The sequence below is a fragment of the Candidatus Tumulicola sp. genome, assembly GCA_036490475.1.
Classification (GTDB): domain Bacteria; phylum Vulcanimicrobiota; class Vulcanimicrobiia; order Vulcanimicrobiales; family Vulcanimicrobiaceae; genus Tumulicola.
This window is the reverse complement of sequence record DASXDT010000006.1, coordinates 931,789-947,671: the sequence shown is the minus strand read 5'-3', so window position 1 is coordinate 947,671 and position 15,883 is coordinate 931,789. Positions and strand designations below refer to the sequence as shown.

Below are 15,883 nucleotides of genomic sequence, written 5' to 3'. Positions count from 1 at the left end.
CCGGCGTTACGGCTTCCCGACCAAATCTTTGGGCGTTTTAGCGTCGGTCACGGCGCCGGCTTCGATGTCTTTCAACGTGCGCTCTCGTTGGCGGTCACCGAAGTCAAACAGCTGCTCGGTTCGAAACGCGTGACGGCCGCCGTCGAACGGCGTATCCAAGAAAACGTCGAGCATGCGTTCGATCATCTCCCAGCCGGTGAGTCTTTCCGAAAACGCCATAACGTTGCAATCGTTATGACGACGCGCCAGTTCGGCGGAATAGGGTTCGGCGACCGGCGCGCAACGAATGCCCGGGACTTTGTTGGCCGCCATCGCGATCCCAAGGCTGGAACCGCAAACGACGATACCTCGGTCGGCCTGTCCGGTCGCGACGGCCTCTCCGACGGCGTACCCATACTGCGGATAATCGACCGGAGTCGTATCGTGCGTCCCAAAATCGATCGTTTCGTGCCCGCGGTCGCGCAGCAGTTGCGCGATTTGGTCTTTGTATCCGAAGCCGGCGTGATCGGCTCCAAGCGCTATCTTCATCGAACTTCCTATATGACCGGTACGTCTCTGGCGGGCCGCTGGTGCGAGTCGGTCGAAACATGCACGCCGATGAAAGTTGCTTGCAGCAGCAGCGCACTGCATCGCGCGTTCGAGAGCGGCGACCTGACCCAACTCGAATTCGTCGATCTGTCCGCGCGCGAGTGGTTATGTGACGGCATCGTATTGGACGAGCGGCATTTTCCGCGAACGGATAGCGACTACCTCGCCCAAATCAAGAAGATGGCCGCCGACTGCGGCCTTACGGTTGCCGCACTCTGGGCCGGCGATTTTTTCTCGGGCGATGCTGAGACCATGGCGGCAATGCTCGATCGAGCCGCCGCGATCGGCGCTCCGCTCCTGTCGGGTGCTCTTTCGCTCGAAACGGATCGGACCTGGAGCGCACAACTCGAGCGCTTGAATACTGCGACGTCGCTCGCGAAAAGCGCCAACGTCACGTTGGCCGTTCGGAATGCGCCGGGTACGTATGCAGGCAGCTCTCAGGAATGCAAGCGCGTGCTAAAGGAAGCCGATTCGGCGTGGTTGCGGCTGGGCCCGGAACCGCAGTCGTTCGCCCTTGCGAGCGACCCTGAGACGGCCATGGCACAGACGGTCTTGCTGTGGAGTTCGATCGGCTCGCAGACGGAACGGTCGATCGACGAAACGCTTGCGACGTTCGCGGCGTTCCGCGGACACGTGTGTCTGGACGAGGCATCTGGTGAGGCACGAACGGCCGATATCGGCGGCGCCGTGCGAGCCTGGAAAGTCGCGTTCGCGGCAAAAGAACTCAACCGCACGTAACGTCTTCGCAGCCGGCGTTCGAACCTGCGTCTCGCAGGTGGGTGCGGCCCGGGCGCCGGTCCAGCAGGTTTTTAACCCAAGCCAGCCCGTCGTATCCGGAGCTTATGCTCCCGTTGGTATTATAGTCGGCTCGGCGCCTAGTCGCGATGCGCGTTACACGCAGTCGAGTCCCTTTACCGTACCACCGCCGGTCAAGAAGGAACTTCGCCGCTCTTGACGTTCGATTTCGGCGCGTGATGGACGTACGATGCTCGTGCCGCCCGCGAACCCTTCGAACACCTCCACCGCCCATCGCGGAACGTTAACGCTCCCTCGTGCGAGCGAACATCTGTACGAGCAAGCCAAACGCTACCTGTGCCGCGATCCAAGCGAGCGTGCGCTGTTCGAACGATTGGAAGGCGCGCGCGGACGACAGTTCAGACTCACGGTGAACCACCGTAACGACGACCACTTCGACCCGAATACCGACACCATCGCATGGGATCCGTATTCGGCACTGCGCACCAGCAGCGGCGGCCACCAGTCCCCGGCGTTAGGCTTGGGACACGAGATCGATCACGCCGTCGAATCGCGCGCGGCCGAGCAGCGCCTGTCGCATCGGCGCGTCGCAGGCTATGACAATGCAGAAGAGCGGCGTGTCATTTGCGGTTCCGAACGTCACGCCGCTGGGACGTTAGGCGAATCCGCGCGCTTGGATCATTCCGGAACCTGTTATCGAGTGTCCTCGCCGATACGAATCCTAGCGTAAAACGGGCCACGGCGGGGAAGCGGCGCGTGGCGCGAAACTGCCGCACCGTGGGAAAGCTGTCGATCGCGGTGACGCCGCTCGAGCTGCCGCTCGTGCATCCATTTAAAATCGCCCGCAGCGAAGAGCTGGTCGCGAGTACTGCGGTCGTTCACGTCGACGCCAACGGACGATCCGGAATCGGCGAAGCCACCCCGATCGAGCGCTACGGCGAGTCGGTCGAAAGCGTCGTCGCGTTCTTCGATCGCTATCAACCGATTTCGAGCGATCCGTACGATCTCGAAACGTTGCTCGACGACGCGATTCCGCCGTCGGCGCGCGCCGGCTTCGACATTGCGCTGCACGACCTGATCGGCAAGGATCTCGGAAAGCCGTTGTACGCACTGTTCGGACTCGATCCGCAACGCACGCCCGTCACGTCGTTTACGATCGGCATCGCGACCCCGGATGAAACGCTGGCAAAGGTTGCCGAGACCGGCGACCACTCGATTCTCAAGCTCAAAATCGGCGCGGGTTCGGCCGACGATCAAGTGGAGATCGTCCGTCTGGTTCGCGAGCGCTTCTCGGGAACGTTGCGTCTCGATGCCAACGAAGGTTGGGAACCCGAAACGGCGGTCGCTATTCTTCGGCGTTTGCAGCCGTTCGAGATCGAGTGCTGCGAACAGCCCATCCCGGCCGGCAACCCGCAAGCCTTGAAAACGATTTGCGAGCGAACGTCGATCCCGATCGTCGCCGACGAAGACGCGCATACCGCTCGCGATCTTCCCGCACTCTACGGTTGCGTCGACGGTGTCAACATTAAGCTCGCAAAAACCGGCGGTTTGCGCGGCGCGCTGGCGATGATTCATACCGCGCGCGCGATGAAAATGCGCGTGATGATCGGCTGCATGGTCGAAAGCGCGATTGCGGCGACCGCTGCGGCACATATCTCACCGTTAGCCGATTGGGCCGACATCGACGGTCCGTTCTTGACCGCATCCGACCCCTACTCGGGCGTTACGTACGACCGGGGAAAGCTCGTGCTCCCCGACACCCCGGGCCTCGGCGTTCGCGAAACCAGCCCGTGACGAGACGCTACGCCGTTCTCGCCCCGCATCGCTTCGCGAGCGATGCCAAGACCGCGCACGGCGTCATCCGATACGCTTCCGACCCGGTCGTTGCGGTGATCGATCCGGAACACGCCGGAAAGCGCGTGCGCGACGTCGTTCCACATCTCGAAAGCGATGCGCCGATCGTCGCGACGGTCGCGCAAGCGTTGGCGCTCGAACCGACCGCATTGCTGATCGGCACCGCACCAAAAGGTGGTGCGCTTCCGCCCGACTGGCGAGCGGCGGTGCTCGAGGCAATTGCCGCGCGTCTCGAAATCGTCAGCGGACTGCACGACATTCTGGGGTACGACGCGGAGTTTCGTGCCGCAGCGAATGCGGCCGGCACGACGATTTGGGACGTTCGCATACCGCCCCAAGTGCCGATTTTTAGCGGCGCCGCGTATCGAATCACAGCGCCGGTTTTGCTCACCGTCGGCAACGACTGTGCCGTCGGCAAGATGACGGCGGCGCTGGAAATCGTGCGCGCCGCTCGCAACGCGGGTGCGGCGCCTCTGTTCGTGCCGACCGGCCAAACCGGCGTGATGATTGCCGGCTGGGGTGCGTCGGTCGACCGCGTCATCGCCGACTTCGCTGCGGGCGCGTGCGAGCAACTGGTGCTCGAAGCGTCGCGCCGCGCCGGCAATCCGATCGTCGTCGAAGGTCAAGGTTCGATCGATCACCCGGCATATGCCGGCGTTAGCGCCGCCCTGTTGTTTGGCTGCGCGCCCGACGCACTCGTCCTGGTGTGCGATCCATCGCGCGAGTATCTGGAAGAAACGACGATACGATGCATGTCGTACGCCGAAGCGATCGACGTCCACGAACGGCTGCTCGCGCGCGTCAAGCCCGCGCCGATCGTCGGAATTGCGCTCAATACTCGTTCGCTATCCACCGAAGACGCGCATCGAGCAATCGAACGCGCGCGTTCCGAGACCGGACTGCCGGCCGACGACGTGGTGCGTTTCGGCGCCGGCAACTTCTATGCCGCGATCGCGCCCGTACTAATAAAGCGAATCAAGCCGGCGTGATCCGCGCCGTTTGTACGACGCTCGTCGCCATCGCAGTTCTCGGTACCGGCGCATGTGCGCAACGCTCGACCGTCGCGCGTGCCGGCGAACGAAATCCCTGGACGATTCCCGGCACGTTACGAGTCGGCATGGACGAAGAACCCGACAGCTTGAATCCGCTCTTTTCGCACAGCGCGTCCTCCGACGTGATCGCCGGGTTGGTGTATTCGTTTTTGTTGCGGTACGATCGCACCGGCAACTACGTGCCGGATCTCGCGACCGAAGTGCCGACGGTTAGGAACGGCGGGATCAGCCGCGACGGTACGACGATCGTCGTGCATCTGCGCAAGAACGTTCGCTGGGCCGACGGACAGCCGCTAACCGCGGGGGATTGGCTCTTCACGTACCGCGCCGTCCTCAATCCGCGCAACAACGTCAAGAGCCGCTACGGATGGGACGCGCTCGCCGGTGCGACGGCACCCGATCCCGCGACGATCGTCATTCACCTAAAGCGGCCGTCGGCGTCGGTGCTCGGCATCCTTGCAATCGGCACCGGATATCCGCCGCTTCCGGCCCATCTGCTGCGCGGGTTGGCCGACTTGAATCGCGCGGCCGTGAACGACATGCCGGTTTCGAGCGGTCCGTACGTCTTGAAAGCCTGGAATCGCGGCACATCGCTCGAGTTCGCTCCCAATCCGGCATATTTTCGCGGCGCCCCGCAGCTTCAACGCCTAACGTACGCAATCGTGCCCGACGTGAATACGCTGCTCAACCAGTTGCGAACGCACGACATCGACGTCTATCCCAACGTCGACGCCAACTCGGTCGCACGACTGTCCGGCATCGACGGCATCGTGGTCAAGCGTCAACTGCTGGCCAATTGGCATCACCTCGGATTGAACGTGTCGCGCCCGAATTTGCGCGACGTGCGCGTGCGCCGGGCGATCGCGCTCGCGGTCGACTGGAATCGCATCGAGCGCAGCGTGTATCACGGTCTCGATCGATTGGCGGTTTCGGACATCTTTCCCGAGTCGTGGGCGGCACCGTCGCTGCCCGCCTACGTCTATCAACCGGCGCTCGCGGCCAAGCTGCTCGACGACGCCGGATGGCGTACCGGCGCCGGCGGAAAACGCTTCCGTAACGGTGCACCGTTAACGTTGACGATCTCGGCAACCGTCGGCCATCAGGAGAACGAGGAAGCCGAAGTGTTGATGCAGTCGATGCTCGGCAACAGCGGCTTCGACGTACGCGTACGCAACTATCCGGCCAATCTCTTCTTCGCACAAGACGGCCCGCTGTACACCGGAAAGTACGACATGGAGTGGTCGATCGACACGAACGGCCCGGACCCCGACAACAGCGGCAGCTGGAACGGCGCCTTCATTCCGCCGAACGGCGCCAACACGTCCTGGCTCGACGATCCGATCGTGAACGCGACGAGTGCGGCGGCCGAGCGAACCTTCGATCGAGCGACGCGAAAAGCGCTCTACCAGCGCGAAGAGCAACGCCTGCGCGACCTCGTACCGGCGGTGTTTTTCAGTTGGGAGGGCGGCTACGCAGCGATGAACGACGACGTGAAGAATTATATCCCGGCGGCGTTCATCGGCGACACATGGAACGCGTGGCAGTGGAAGGTATGAACGATCGTCCGGCGGGGCGCTTCGCGCAAGCGCTCGATTCGAGTGATGGCGGACGGTTGTTGTTCGAAAGCACGCGCGACGGGGTGTTGAGCTGGAACGCGTTGGACCCTGAAGGCATACTCGAATTCCGATTGTTGCGGGCGCACGCTCCAGCCACCCGATGGTTACCGTACGCGCGTTGGGAGCCGGGCGGCTCGACGTCGTACAACGCCGAGGGCGATGGTGTGCGTGTCGACGTAGACGTCATCGCGTCGAATCTTCCGTTCGACGGAATCGACGTGCGCGCTGTGGACGTGGACCTGCGGTTGATCGCATTCTCGTCCGCGCGGCCGGCGGCCGCCTCACTCCCGTACGCGCGCGACGCGTACATTCTGGACGTTCCGGCTCGCTCGCAATATATCGTCGAAAACGAACGCGGGTGGTGTAGCCCGGCAAGCCTGTCGATGATTCACGCCTATCACGGCATCGACGTTTCGGTGGAACGGACCGCTCGCGAGGTCTTCGATCGGGCCTACAACGGCACGGGCAACTGGGCGTTCAACGTCGCATACAGCGGGCGGCTCGGGCTTCGCGGCGTCGTCGCACATCTCGGGAATCTCGACGTAGCGCAGCGCTTGATCGAACGCAACCTCCCGCTGGTGCTCTCGTACTCGTGGTCGGCCGGGGAACTTCCCGGCGCTCCGCTCGAGTCGTCGGCCGGCCATCTGGCGGTGCTGCGCGGCTTCACCGGCGACGGAGATTGTGCCGTCAACGACCCGGCTGCGCCCAACGTGCGTGTCGTCTACCCTCGCGCCGCGCTCGAACGGATATGGCAGCGCAGCGGCGCGATCGCTTACGTGGTCGCTCCCCCAGGCATCAACTATGCCGAGGTCTTGCGGTAATGCTCAAATGAGTCTATACTGATACTCAAATGAGTCCTTTTGAAGCGCTGGTAGCTCTCCTCGGCGGCTCTGGGGTCATCGGCAAGCCGCTCGAGCGAGACGCCGACCTTGAGCGGCTCGTGGCCTCGGGGCTCCCGGCCGCGGCCGTTTCGCACTTGGCAAAGAGCACCCATGCGCCGCTCCGAGAGCTGCAAAACGTCACCAGTATCGACCGCTCGACGTTCAGCCGGCGCGCGGGGCAGCACGCACTGCTGAAGCCCGATGAATCCGACCGGGTCGCGCGGGTGGCGCGAATTGCAGCATTAGCGATGGAAGCGCTCGGACGCGATGAAGGCATCGCGTGGCTGCGCCGTTCGAATGCGGCCCTGGGTAACCGCGTCCCGATGCAGATGCTCGGAACGGATGCCGGCGTTCGTCAAGTAGAGCAAGTCATCGGCAGAATCGAACACGGCGTCTTTAGCTAGTCGTGCGAGTGTATCGCGCGTTTCAAACCAAACACGAGCCGGCAGCGTTTTCCGGTGAAGGCGCGCGACGCTATGGCGGTCGTTGGAACTCTCCCGGAGTACCGGTCGTCTACACGGCGGAAAATTTTTCCCTAGCGTTACTCGAAATTATGGTGAACGTCTCGAACTCGCACATCCCGGTCGACATGGTGTACGCGGCCGTCGATATTCCAGACGACGTTCGCCTCGATACGCTCGACCCCAACGTATTGCCGCAGAACTGGTTTGAATATCCCGCGCCCGCCGAATGCCAGCGTCTCGGCGATCGCTGGGCCGCGAGCGGTTCTTCGGTCGGACTGCGCGTCCCCAGCGCCATCGCGCGGATCGAAAAGAACGTTCTACTCAATCCGGCGCATCGAGACTTTGCGCGTCTAGCCATCGGCGCGAGCGACGTTTTATCGATCGACGCTCGCCTTCGCGGGAAGCCGTAACGATTGGCAACGCAACCGCACGAGCGCATCACACCACTCGACGCTCTGCAAAGCGTCCCGCTGCACGTCGCCCTCGTCGAACCCGAAATTCCGCCGAATACCGGAAACGTCGCGCGTTTATGCGCGGCCACCGGTTGTGCGCTGCACTTGGTCGAGCCGCTAGGGTTCGCAATCGGCGATCGCGAGCTCAAACGCGCCGGCCTCGATTATTGGCAACACGTGCGATTGACGGTTCATCCGTCGCTCGACGCCTTCTTAGAAGCGACGGCATCGCTTTCACGCTGGTTCGTTTCGACCCGCGGCCGCATGCACTACGGCGAAGCGCCGTTCGCGCGCGGTGACGTGCTCGTGTTCGGTAAGGAGACGCGTGGTCTGCCGGCCGAGCTTCTCCAGCGCTATGCCGGCCGAACTCTGCGCATCCCGATGCGTGACGAATCGGTGCGCAGTTTAAATTTGTCGACGTCGGTCGGCATCGTGACGTACGCGGCGCTGCAGCGTCTCGGGTTCCCGGGTCTCTCCTGATTTGAAATCGTTGTCGTCGATCGAACGCGCGGTCATCGGCTGCACCCGCTGCCCCGAGCTTCGCGCCTATATCGCCGCGGTCGGCGAAGAAAAGAAGCGCGCGTATCGCGATTGCGATTACTGGGCGAAGCCGGTGCCTGGATTCGGCGATCCCCGCGCTCGTGTCGCCATCGTCGGGCTCGCGCCGGGCGCGCACGGGAGCAATCGCACCGGACGGCCGTTCACGGGCGATGCTTCCGGCGATTTTCTGTATCCGGCGCTGTATCGTGCCGGTTTCGCCTCGCAACCGAAGGCGGTCGACCGCGACGACGGTCTGCAATTACACGACGCGTTCATTACGGCAGCTTTGCGATGCGCGCCGCCACAGAATAAGCCAACGCCGCGCGAACTCCAGAACTGCTTCTCGTATCTCATCGAGGAGTTTACGACGCTGTCCGGCATGCGCGTCGCCGTCGGACTCGGGTCGATCGGATTTTCGGCGATCCTTGCCGCACTACGCGAAACCGGCTATGCGCTCGATCCGGCGCGTCCTAAGTTCGGTCACGGCGTCGAACTGACGGCAACGAACGGCAGCCGGACCCTGCACGCGATCGCTTCGTACCATCCGAGCCGTCAAAACACCAACACCGGCGTCCTCACCGTCGCGATGTTCGACGCGATCTTTGCTCGCGTTCGAGCGATCGTCCGAGCATAGGGCTGCGAACGCGCATTGAACATCGACGTCGCAAACGAACTCGACCAGCAGGCGCGCTTCTGCGAGGCGATGGGGTCGCCGTTCGTGGGCCAATTTCTACGAGCAGCTTCGAATGACTACGCCATCGACGTTCGCGTGCGCGATTTACTCGACGAGATGACGGCGCTGTCAAGGCCGGGTCTTCGGTTGGCGGGCGCTTTTCACTATCTCGCGCTCGAAGGCGATCCGGCGCTCGGCAAACACTTCCCCTCGGTTGGAGGCGACGGTAACGCGCGCAACGCGTGGGCCGAAGCGCGCTCGCTGCTCGAGCATGACCCGGCACTGGTCGCGCGGCTGTGCCGAGAAAACGTTCAGACGAACGAAACGCTACGTTCGACCCTAATCCTCGCGGCGTTTCTCCATCTTGCAGCCATCTACGACCGTCCGTTCCGTCTGTTCGAGATCGGCGCGAGCGCGGGCTTAAACGCCCGTTTCGATCGCTATCGCTACGAAGGTTCCGATTGGCAATGGGGCGATGCGCGTTCGCCGGTCGTGTTGCGGAACCGAACCATTTCCGGACGCCCAAAGCATCTCGACGCAGCAATCGATATTTTCGAGCGGCGCGCGTGCGATGCAAACCCCATCGACGTCGGCGACGCACGGGCCATTCGCCGGTTACAGTCGTTCGTTTGGGCCGACCAACCGGAACGGCTGCAGAATTTACGCGGTGCCCTCGAGGTGGCAGCGACGACACCTGTCGTGGTCGATGCAGAACGATTTTCGACATGGCTGGCTCGCGAGGTGTATCCGAAGGCAGGATGCGCAACGGTCATCGTTCAGACGGTCGTCGAACTACACCTGACGCCGGCGACGCTGCAAGAGCTGAACGATGCGATCGCTTCGGTCGGGCGGCGGGCTTCGTCGTCTGCTCCGGTCGCCTATATTCGAATGGAATTTTGCGACGGTGCGTGGGACACGTCGATGCGCATGCTGCCGGATGGCGATGCCGTAACGATCTGCCGGTCCGACGGTCACGCGCAAGACATCCGGTGGCTCGAAGGCGAAACCTGACCGGGATGAAATCGTTGGCGTTCCTCGCGGGAACGATGGCGGTACTGTGTACGTTCGCAACGGCAGCGGCGAACGCGCAGTCGCCCTACGCCGCAACGCCGGCGCCATCGGCCGCGCCGGTCGCGGCTCAGCTCGATCCGGCGTTAGTAGCGCAGTTCAGTACGTTCTTCAGCGACGTGATCGCCGGCCGCCCGCCAACCGGAAACATCACGCCCGTCATGCAGGCGGCGATGACGCCGGCCGCGCTGATGCCGGTACAGCAATATTTTTCGTCGCTTGGGACGTTTGCGCGTCTGCAGTTCGTTAGCCACGACACGGCGGGCAACTTCGAACGCTACCACTTTCTGGCAACGTTCTCAAACGGCTCGCAGAAAGTCATGTTCGTTACCGACCGGTCCGGCGCGCTGGCCGGCTTCTTCAACGAATAGAGCGCCGGTTTACGGCGTCTTGTCGATAAAAACGTGCGTCGCGTTGGGCGATGCGATGCGTTCGCGAACCCGATAACCAACCTCGAGCAAATTCAGTCCGTCGAACAGCCGCTCGCCGGATCCGAGCAGCACCGGCGACTGCACGAGATGCATCTCGTCGACCAAGCCGGCGCGCAGATACTGCCGCATCGTTACGACGCCGCCGCCCAAACGAACGTCGAGTTCGCCGGCTGCACGTCTCGCACGGTCGAGTGCCGCGTGAATACCGTCGGTCACGAAATAAAATGTCGTTCCGCCAAGCATCTCGATCGGCGCGCGAGGATATTGCGTTAGGACGAAGACCGGCACGTGGTACGACGGATTCTCACCCCACCAGCCCTTCCACGCATCGTCGACCCACGGTCCCCGTATCGGGCCGAACATATTGCGCCCGATAATCCATGCACCGATTCCGTCGAACCCCCGCCGAACCAAGTCGTCGTCGAGCCCGGTCTCGCCGGACCCGCTACCGTGCATCTGCTGATGGGTGTACGTTGCGAACTGCCAGCCGAACACGGGCAAGCCGCCGGCTCCGGCCGGGTTCTCGAGATCCTGATTCGGAGCTGCGCTATAGCCGTCGACCGACATCGAAAAGCAATGGACGCGAAGTTTGGACACATAACTCCTAATGGGCTGAGAGTGAGGTACGGTGAGGCGAAAAGGCACGGCCGCAGCGGTCGACCAACATCGTCAGACCCCACTTCGATTGGATAGAATGCACGTTCGTATCTGCGTGCGGTTTGCCGAAGGCCTTATACGCTTCGCGCAGCGCCGACTGGCGTCCGGTCGAAGAACCGTCCACAAAATCGACTTCGGCGAGCGATGCGTCCGCATTCGCGATTACCGTTGCATCGACGCCCGCGAGCTGGACTTGCCGGGTTTCGCACCCGTGCAACGCCGTCGTATCCGAAGCCGGGTCGTGCCGCCGCCCCGCGCAAGCGCAGAGCGCGATCAGGATCGCGACGACGGCAGCGACGCGCACGGCCGGCCGCTGGTTACGTCCTCGCCGCGGTGCTGCGCAGGTGCAAATCGCGCAACAGTTCGGGCGGGACGTCCGACGGAGCGTCCATCATTAAATCGCGTCCGACTTGGTTTTTGGGAAATGCGATTACCTCGCGAATGTTGTCTTCTCCACACGCCAGCATCACGATGCGATCGATCCCGAGCGCCATGCCACCGTGCGGCGGCGCTCCGTATTCCAAAGCACGCATGAAAAAGCCGAAACGGTCGTCGATCTGTTCGGCCGTTAAGCCGAGCATCTCGAAAATGCGCCGCTGCAGGTCGGCCTGATGGATACGGATCGAACCCGATCCCAGTTCGTAGCCGTTGAGCACCATATCGTAGTGCTGCGCGCGCATGCGCTTGGGATCGCTATCGATCAAATCCCACTCACCCGGTGCCGGCGATGTGAACGGATGGTGCGCCGGCGCAACTTGGCCGGTCGTTTCGTCGACTTCCAAATACGGAAAACCGGTAACCCAGCAAAACGCCATCGCATTGGGATCGCGCAGTTTGCATCGTTCGCCGACCGCGTTGCGCATTTTGCCCGCTACCGAATACGCTTCGGAAGCGGGACCCGCGAACAACAGCACGGCGTCGCCGTCCTGCGCTTCGCAGGCCGAACGCAACGCCGCGATATCGGCATCGTTCAGGAATTTGGCCGCCGGCGACTTGATACCGTCGGACGCCAACGCAACCCAAACCATGCCCTTCGCGCCGAACTCGCGCGCCAGTTCGACCAGCCCGTCGAAGTCACGACGCGACAACGCTGCGCCGCCGGGATACCGCAATCCGGTGACGACGCCACCGTCCGCGATGGCCGAACGAAACACGGCAAAATCGCTGTTAGCAAATGCTTGCGACAAATCGGCGAGTTCCAGACCGAACCGCAGATCCGGCTTATCGACACCGTACTTCTGAATGGCTTGCGCGTGCGTCAAACGCGGAAACGGCGACAGCTGGATGTCGAGCGCGCGCTTCCAAACGTAGTGGATGCACGCCTCCATCGTTTCGAGCACTTCTTCTTGCGTCACGAACGACATCTCGACGTCGAGTTGCGTGAACTCCGGCTGCCGGTCCGCGCGCAGATCTTCGTCGCGCATGCAGCGTGCGATCTGCACGTACCGACCGAAACCCGAAATCATCAGCACTTGCTTGAGCAATTGCGGCGACTGTGGCAGCGCGTAGAACATGCCTTCGTGCAAGCGACTGGGCACGAGGTAGTCGCGCGCACCTTCGGGCGTCGACTTAATCAGCATCGGCGTTTCGATTTCGACGAAACCGCGCTCGTCGAAGAAGTCGCGAATCGCTTTGACGATGCGATGCCGGACGCGCAGATTCTCTTGCATGCGCGGGCGGCGCAAGTCGAGGTAGCGATACTCCAGGCGCAGGTTTTCGTCGACGGCCCCGTCCGAATTGACCGGAAACGGCGGAACCTGCGAGCGATTGAGCACCTCGAGTTCGCCGGCTTCGACCTCGACGTCGCCAGTCGCCAAACGCGGATTTTCCGTTCCGGCCGGACGCAGACGAACCGCGCCGGCCACGCGGATGACGTCTTCGTGGCGCAAGCGTTCCGCTTCGGCGAAGGTCGGATGCTGCGGATCGAAGACGACCTGCGTCACGCCCTCAGCGTCGCGAACGTCGATAAAGATCAGACCGCCGTGATCGCGGCGGCGATTCACCCAGCCGCGCAGCTCGACGTTCGATTTCGCATCCGAAGCGCGCAGCGCCCCGCACGACACAACCTTACCCACCGGAGTCTCCAACGCTCAACGCTTCCTTAATTCCTGAGACGTAATAGTATTGCTGAACCAGATCTCGCGCGAACTTCGAACCTTCGGAGCGGCGGTCGAAATATCCTAAAAGCGACGGCACGTTCGTCAGCAGCGAATGCAGGCCTAACGAAACCGGGGTCATTCCCAACCGCAAGCGCACGTCGAAATCCGGGTGCTTACGGTAAAAGCGGACGGTCGAACGCCCGGCCAAACGCATTTTCGCCTTTTGGTCTTCGTGCCCCACGTCTTGGCAGTGATAGTTCACCGCCTCCGGTTCGTATTCGATGCGGACGCCCGATTTTTGCAGCCGGTAACCCAGCTCGAGATCTTCATGGCCGTAGCCGGTAAAGTTTTCGTCGAAGCTTCCTACGTCGAGCAAGTCGACACGCCGCACGGATGCGTTGCCGGTAAGGAAATAGAGCCACGTCAGGTGCGTGCGCGAGGCCGGATGCAGCGATCCGCGTTCGTCGGGATGGTCCCGCTTGTACGCGTAGTCGTCGAGATTGTTAACCTGTACTTCCAAACCGACGACCGCAATGCGCTGCCGCTCGCGATGGCGCGCGAGATGCCGCGAAAGCAGATCGGGAGACGCTAAAATGTCGGAGTCGTTAAAGAGAACGACCTCGCCGCGCGACGCCGCGATTCCGGCGTTTCGCGCCGCCGCGCGACCCGAATAAGCGCCCGGCAAATGCCGTACGGTTGGATGCTCCGGCGAGACCGTGGCGAGATACTCGGCGGTCCCGTCGGTCGAGTTGGAATCGCAGATCAACAACTCGTACTGGTCCGGTTCGAGATCTTGCGCGAGCAACGTCGGAACGACGTGCCGGAGCGTGTCGAGACGGTTGTACGTCGGAATGACGACGGAACATTCGATCATTGCAGCAGCGTCGCGACGCCGTTCACGATGTCATCGCGAAAGCGAGCCAGCGATTCTGAATCCTCTCGAAGTGGCTTTCGCACGAGAACGTGCGGAACGCCGTAGGGAGCCCACTCTTGCGAGTTGAGCCGGAAGTAGCGGTGTTCGAACGCTACGACGGTGGGCCTTCGCATAGCGCTTGCGACATGAGTCGCACCCGTATCGACCGTGACGACCACTCGCGCGCTCTCCAAAACCGCCGCCCATTCGAAAAACGGCAAATCGCGTAAGACGGCATTGACGCCGGGGGCGCGCTCGAAGGCGGGCGCCACTTCGTCAGACTCTTGCGGACAGGTTACCACGAGCGGTCCGAGCCTCGACAACCGTTCGACCATCGCCAATGTGGACTCGAGGGTCGACCCCTCGCTCAACCATCGGCTGCCGAGGTGCAAGACGATCGAACCGGGCGGTAAGCGGCGAGCCGGCGTTCGATCGGCATCGACGACATCGAGCCGCAGGCGTTCGATTCGCCGGCTCGCGCCGCCCAGCGCGACCAAATCGAGCAATTGATCGACCTCGTGACGCACGACGCGGTGTGGATCGCGTTCGCACAACTCCGGGTCGGCCTCCGAGATCATCAGCCGGTTCACGTACAGCGGCGCCGTCAAGCGTGCGAACCACCGGCGTTCGTAGGTGTACCCGACGCGCACGCCCGCGCGCGTCGCGCCCACGAGCCGCAAATCGATGGAGCGCGGCGCAAGCGCCACGGCCACGTCGTACCGCCCTTGCTCGCTACCGAAGCGCGACGGGGAATGGCCGGGCGGCAAATCGATCAACTCATCGACGTCGCTGTTGCGCTCCATCACAACGCGGTTATATGGGCTGACGATCATGCGAATGCGCGCGTCCGGAAAGGATGCTCGAACCGTCGCAATCGCAGGCGTCGACAAGATCAAATCGCCAATGCGATCGGTCCGCGATAACAGTACCGCGCTCATGCGCGTCCGCGCATTACCCGTTCGATTTCGTCGAAGTATGCGACGCTCGCCAGCCATTTCGCAGCCCGCAACTCGCGATCGGTTAACGGCCGGTCGGGCGGCTCGCCCACGAACATTTGTTGGCGCCGCCCGGCGCGCGCAACGTTGCCGGTTGCTCGATGCCAAGCTCGCTGCACCGGATTGATCCCGGTGGCTAAATACGCGCGCCAATGCGGATGTAACTCGGCGAGAATGACCGCAGTACGGGCTTGCGCCCGCGCCTGACGGATCATCCCTTGGACCGCGCCGACACAAAGCCGCGGCTTCCAATGGTACACCAGCGCCTGGGGATTGAACGTCGCTCGTACGCCGCGACCGCGCAAGCGCAGTCCGACATCGATATCTTCCCAACCGTACTCGCTAAACGCTTCGTCGAATCCACCGATCGCGCGCAGCGTGGCCAGCGGAACCGAAACGTTGGTCGTCCAGAAGAAATTGCCGCTGTAGTGTTTCAGCGACCATACCGGTGGCGGCAACTCGTCGAAACTTTCAACGGAGATGGCGCCGCCGCGCACGATCGTTCCCGGCCGCTCGCTACCACTACGCAGATGTTCCGACACGAAATTCGGGAGCACCAGCACGTCGTCGTCGATCAAGATGAGGCGCTCGCCGCGTGCTCGGGCGATGCCCGCGTTGCGCGCGTTTGCTAGTCCGCCGTTGGGCTGTTCGATAACTTCGAACGCACAGCGAGCGCGCGGAGCCATGCGGCGCAACACTTCGGACGTTTCGTCGGTCGAACCGTCGTTGACGACCACCACTTCATACACGTCGTCGCCGACCGTTTGTTCGAAGCAGGCGTCGAGCACTCGCTCGAGCAGCATCGCGCGGTTGTACGTGCAGAATTGAATGGTGGCAAGCACTG

General features: G+C 62.6%; 19 protein-coding genes. 12 read left to right on the top strand and 7 right to left on the bottom strand.

Features of this window, described 5'->3' with window-relative positions:
* Positions 1 to 6: 6 nt before the first annotated feature.
* On the bottom strand, positions 7 to 528 hold the full coding sequence (gene rpiB, locus VGF98_11940) for a ribose 5-phosphate isomerase B (GenBank protein HEY1682343.1): 522 nt from the start codon (positions 526 to 528) through the stop codon (positions 7 to 9).
* Positions 529 to 597: 69 nt separating this feature from the next.
* Between rpiB and VGF98_11935 the strand changes: the two genes are divergently transcribed.
* From VGF98_11935 to VGF98_11880, 12 genes are all read left to right on the top strand, one after another.
* Positions 598 to 1,326: a TIM barrel protein gene (locus VGF98_11935; GenBank protein HEY1682342.1), complete on the top strand. Its 729-nt coding sequence runs from the start codon at positions 598 to 600 to the stop codon at positions 1,324 to 1,326.
* Positions 1,327 to 1,573: 247 nt separating this feature from the next.
* On the top strand, positions 1,574 to 2,074 hold the full coding sequence (locus VGF98_11930; GenBank protein ID HEY1682341.1) for a hypothetical protein: 501 nt from the start codon (positions 1,574 to 1,576) through the stop codon (positions 2,072 to 2,074).
* A 47-nt stretch (positions 2,075 to 2,121) separates the two neighbouring features.
* Complete coding sequence (locus tag VGF98_11925; protein ID HEY1682340.1) at positions 2,122 to 3,138, top strand: dipeptide epimerase; 1,017 nt, start codon at positions 2,122 to 2,124, stop codon at positions 3,136 to 3,138.
* Positions 3,135 to 4,187, top strand: a complete 1,053-nt coding sequence (locus VGF98_11920; protein ID HEY1682339.1) for a DUF1611 domain-containing protein — start codon at positions 3,135 to 3,137, stop codon at positions 4,185 to 4,187. The genes VGF98_11925 and VGF98_11920 overlap by 4 nt, the downstream gene beginning before the upstream one ends.
* Positions 4,184 to 5,806: a peptide ABC transporter substrate-binding protein gene (locus VGF98_11915; GenBank protein ID HEY1682338.1), complete on the top strand. Its 1,623-nt coding sequence runs from the start codon at positions 4,184 to 4,186 to the stop codon at positions 5,804 to 5,806. The genes VGF98_11920 and VGF98_11915 overlap by 4 nt, the downstream gene beginning before the upstream one ends.
* Entirely contained in the window at positions 5,803 to 6,687 is an 885-nt protein-coding gene (locus tag VGF98_11910) for a C39 family peptidase (protein HEY1682337.1), read from the top strand. The genes VGF98_11915 and VGF98_11910 overlap by 4 nt, the downstream gene beginning before the upstream one ends.
* A gap of 29 nt (positions 6,688 to 6,716) precedes the next feature.
* Positions 6,717 to 7,151: an antitoxin Xre-like helix-turn-helix domain-containing protein gene (locus VGF98_11905; GenBank protein ID HEY1682336.1), complete on the top strand. Its 435-nt coding sequence runs from the start codon at positions 6,717 to 6,719 to the stop codon at positions 7,149 to 7,151.
* 8 nt (positions 7,152 to 7,159) lie between these two features.
* Entirely contained in the window at positions 7,160 to 7,621 is a 462-nt protein-coding gene (locus VGF98_11900) for an RES family NAD+ phosphorylase (GenBank protein HEY1682335.1), read from the top strand.
* 3 nt (positions 7,622 to 7,624) lie between these two features.
* The gene (locus VGF98_11895) at positions 7,625 to 8,143 is read left to right on the top strand and encodes a tRNA (cytidine(34)-2'-O)-methyltransferase (GenBank protein ID HEY1682334.1); all 519 of its coding nucleotides are present in this window, start codon (positions 7,625 to 7,627) and stop codon (positions 8,141 to 8,143) included.
* A gap of 1 nt (position 8,144) precedes the next feature.
* Positions 8,145 to 8,837, top strand: coding sequence for a uracil-DNA glycosylase (locus VGF98_11890; protein ID HEY1682333.1), 693 nt, complete (start codon positions 8,145 to 8,147; stop codon positions 8,835 to 8,837).
* A 15-nt stretch (positions 8,838 to 8,852) separates the two neighbouring features.
* On the top strand, positions 8,853 to 9,887 hold the full coding sequence (locus tag VGF98_11885; GenBank protein ID HEY1682332.1) for a DUF2332 domain-containing protein: 1,035 nt from the start codon (positions 8,853 to 8,855) through the stop codon (positions 9,885 to 9,887).
* A 5-nt stretch (positions 9,888 to 9,892) separates the two neighbouring features.
* Positions 9,893 to 10,315 carry a hypothetical protein gene (locus VGF98_11880; protein HEY1682331.1) on the top strand — a complete coding sequence of 141 codons (423 nt, stop codon included), beginning with the start codon at positions 9,893 to 9,895 and terminating at the stop codon, positions 10,313 to 10,315.
* A 9-nt stretch (positions 10,316 to 10,324) separates the two neighbouring features.
* Here the strand turns inward: VGF98_11880 and VGF98_11875 are convergent, their stop codons facing one another.
* The 6 genes from VGF98_11875 to VGF98_11850 are packed head-to-tail and all read right to left on the bottom strand — an operon-like array spanning position 10,325 to position 15,881.
* A complete protein-coding gene (locus VGF98_11875) occupies positions 10,325 to 10,972 on the bottom strand; it encodes a dihydrofolate reductase family protein (protein ID HEY1682330.1) in 648 nt (215 codons plus the stop codon).
* A gap of 7 nt (positions 10,973 to 10,979) precedes the next feature.
* Positions 10,980 to 11,336 carry a hypothetical protein gene (locus tag VGF98_11870; protein HEY1682329.1) on the bottom strand — a complete coding sequence of 119 codons (357 nt, stop codon included), beginning with the start codon at positions 11,334 to 11,336 and terminating at the stop codon, positions 10,980 to 10,982.
* Positions 11,337 to 11,349: 13 nt separating this feature from the next.
* A complete protein-coding gene (gene aspS / locus VGF98_11865) occupies positions 11,350 to 13,107 on the bottom strand; it encodes an aspartate--tRNA ligase (protein HEY1682328.1) in 1,758 nt (585 codons plus the stop codon).
* The gene (locus tag VGF98_11860) at positions 13,100 to 14,005 is read right to left on the bottom strand and encodes a glycosyltransferase (GenBank protein HEY1682327.1); all 906 of its coding nucleotides are present in this window, start codon (positions 14,003 to 14,005) and stop codon (positions 13,100 to 13,102) included. Before VGF98_11860 ends, aspS begins: the two co-directional genes overlap by 8 nt.
* Entirely contained in the window at positions 14,002 to 14,982 is a 981-nt protein-coding gene (locus VGF98_11855) for a glycosyltransferase family 9 protein (GenBank protein ID HEY1682326.1), read from the bottom strand. The genes VGF98_11860 and VGF98_11855 overlap by 4 nt, the downstream gene beginning before the upstream one ends.
* Positions 14,979 to 15,881: a glycosyltransferase family A protein gene (locus tag VGF98_11850; GenBank protein ID HEY1682325.1), complete on the bottom strand. Its 903-nt coding sequence runs from the start codon at positions 15,879 to 15,881 to the stop codon at positions 14,979 to 14,981. The genes VGF98_11855 and VGF98_11850 overlap by 4 nt, the downstream gene beginning before the upstream one ends.
* Between the last annotated feature and the right edge of the window lie 2 nt (positions 15,882 to 15,883).